The sequence below is a fragment of the Leisingera sp. F5 genome, assembly GCF_001593695.1.
On the sequence record NZ_LUKH01000545.1, the window covers coordinates 1 to 2,153 of the forward strand.

At 61.6% G+C, this 2,153-nt stretch carries 4 protein-coding genes; 2 read left to right on the forward strand and 2 right to left on the reverse strand.

The window, feature by feature from the left end; all coding sequences use genetic code 11:
• The first annotated feature begins 55 nt into the window (after nt 1-55).
• Entirely contained in the window at nt 56-460 is a 405-nt protein-coding gene (gene mce, locus A2I95_RS33030; protein WP_019296058.1) for a methylmalonyl-CoA epimerase, read from the forward strand.
• 56 nt (nt 461-516) lie between these two features.
• Nucleotides 517-792, forward strand: coding sequence for a DUF1467 family protein (locus A2I95_RS33035; RefSeq protein WP_291736637.1), 276 nt, complete (start codon nt 517-519; stop codon nt 790-792).
• A 250-nt stretch (nt 793-1,042) separates the two neighbouring features.
• On the opposite strand, the gene A2I95_RS33040 is transcribed toward A2I95_RS33035, so the two are convergent.
• Both A2I95_RS33040 and A2I95_RS33045 read right to left on the reverse strand, forming a co-directional pair.
• The gene (locus A2I95_RS33040; RefSeq protein ID WP_291736639.1) at nt 1,043-1,732 is read right to left on the reverse strand and encodes an EI24 domain-containing protein; all 690 of its coding nucleotides are present in this window, start codon (nt 1,730-1,732) and stop codon (nt 1,043-1,045) included.
• A partial coding sequence (locus tag A2I95_RS33045; RefSeq protein ID WP_291736641.1) for a nitroreductase family protein occupies nt 1,729-2,153 on the reverse strand: 425 nt, incomplete at its 5' end. The genes A2I95_RS33045 and A2I95_RS33040, both read right to left, overlap by 4 nt.

A 2,153-nucleotide genomic window follows, 5' to 3' on the forward strand; every position in this document is an offset into this window, starting at 1 on the left:
GCATCCACCCCATAACCTGAGCGGAGGAAAAGTTTGTGAGAGGAGCACAACAGAGATGATTGGCCGCTTGAACCATGTTGCCATTGCCGTCCCCGATCTGGAGGCCGCATCCGCCCAGTACCGCAACGCGCTGGGCGCCAAGGTCGGCGACCCGCAGGATGAGCCGGATCACGGCGTCACTGTGGTGTTTATCGAATTGCCCAATACCAAGATCGAGCTGTTGTATCCCTTGGGGGAAAACTCGCCGATCAACGGGTTTCTGGAAAAGAACCCGGCGGGCGGCATTCACCATGTCTGCTATGAGGTAGAGGACATTCTGGCGGCCCGCGATCATTTGCAGGCGGAGGGCGCGCGGGTGCTGGGTTCGGGTGAGCCGAAGATCGGCGCCCATGGCAAGCCGGTGCTGTTCCTGCATCCTAAGGATTTCAACGGCTGCCTGGTGGAACTCGAAGAAGTTTGACGCTATGAGCGTCCTGCCCCGGTTGCGGGGCGGGGCGTATTCAGGAGGCCGGAACCATGGGTGTTACATCAGCGATCGTGCTTTATGCGGTGATCTGGTTTTTGACCTTTCTGGTGATTATCCCGATCCGGCTGGAGACCCAGGGTGACAAGGGCGATGTGATGCCCGGCACCCACGCGGGGGCGCCGGAGAAGCATTTTCTGAAGCAAAAGGCCTGGATCACCACCGGGGTTGCCGCACTGATCTGGGGCATTACTGCCGGGATTATCCTGTCCGAAGTGATCAGCGTGCGTGATTTCGACTGGATGGGGATGCTGCCTGAGCGGGACTGAACCGCAGGCATTCCGGTTTTCGGGAACAATGGCTCCCGTCCGGTTTGAATGCATTGAAAATGCATCTGCTCCGGTTGGGCGTGGCGCCGCGCGGGCGCGCGGCGCGGTGGCAGCTAGCCCGGCCCGGGCTGGAGCTGAATGCATCGCAAAGTGATAATAAGAAGAGTTTTTGCTGAGAAGCGCTTGAGGGGCAGAACTGCCTCCCAAAACGCTAATTCCAACTTGGACCGGCTGCAGCCGGGAAGGCTGCCTATCTGCGGGACAGCGCGTGATAGAGGTGGGTGAAAGTGGCGGCGCCCAGGATCGGGATCACCAGGTTCACAAGCGGCACCGAAAGCGGCATCGCCATCAGCGTGCCGGCGGCCCAGATCGTGGTGGCATGTTTTCGGCGCAGCTTCTTGGCCTCGGTGGTGCCGATACGGCGGGCAGCAGCCAGGGTGAAATATTCCCGGCCCAAGAGGAAGCCGTTGAGCCCCCAGAAGATGAACAGGGCTGCCGGTGCAAACATCCAGTAAAGAAACAGCGCCATAATATTGGCCGCAATCAGCAGGCCGAGAAAGTTCACCGTGTCCCTGACCGCATCCCAGAACGGCACCTTGGATGCCGGGGGCAGGGCGGGGTAGTGCTTGTCCTCCACCGCCTGGGCGACTTCCTCGAGGAACATCGAGGTGATGGCCGAGGCCACCGGCACCATCAGGAACACTGACAGCACCAGCATGAAGAACAGCGAGCCGATGGACAAGAGGTCATCGATCCAGGTGGCTTCACCCAGCAGCGGCACGGTTGCTTCCGGCCCCACCAGCCACTGGATCAGCATCAGAAAGCCCGCGTATGCCGCGATCAGCAGGGCAATCGTTAGGCCCAGCCCCAGGAACAGAACCTTGCGGAAACGCGGATCGCCAGTCTGGCCAAGGGTTTTGAAAAAAGCGGTAAAGATCATGCGCTCACCCAGGTGGTTATGGCGTCCAGGTCCGGGCGCGGGCGTTCCGGCGGGGCAGAGCTTTCAGTGGCGATGTGGACAATGCCGGCGATACGTTCGTTGCCGGCCAGGCCAAAGGCCGCACTGCAGAACCCGCGGTCATGGCTGGCCCAGCCGCTGAGCCAGTTGGCGCCCCAGCCCGAAGCCAGAGCGGCATTCAGCAGCGCCAGGCAGACGGCACCGGCGGAGTAGGTCTGTTCCACGGCCGGGATTTTGGGACTGTGTTTTTGCACCTCAACCACCACCACGGCCAGCTGGCCCTGGTCGAACTGGCTGCGGCCCTTGGCAATGTCCTCCGAGGATTTTCCGAGGCGCGTGCCGGCCTCCTCGGTCAGTGCGGCGATGCGGGCCATTGCGGGCTGCTCCACCACGATAAAGCGCC

What these genes read in the sequence shown, in the direction of transcription:
- mce (WP_019296058.1), top strand. Translation starts at nt 56, where the DNA reads ATGATTGGCCGCTTGAACCATGTTGCCATTGCCGTCCCCGATCTGGAG.
- A2I95_RS33035 (WP_291736637.1), top strand. Translation starts at nt 517, where the DNA reads ATGGGTGTTACATCAGCGATCGTGCTTTATGCGGTGATCTGGTTTTTG.
- A2I95_RS33040 (WP_291736639.1), bottom strand. Translation starts at nt 1,732, where the DNA reads ATGATCTTTACCGCTTTTTTCAAAACCCTTGGCCAGACTGGCGATCCG.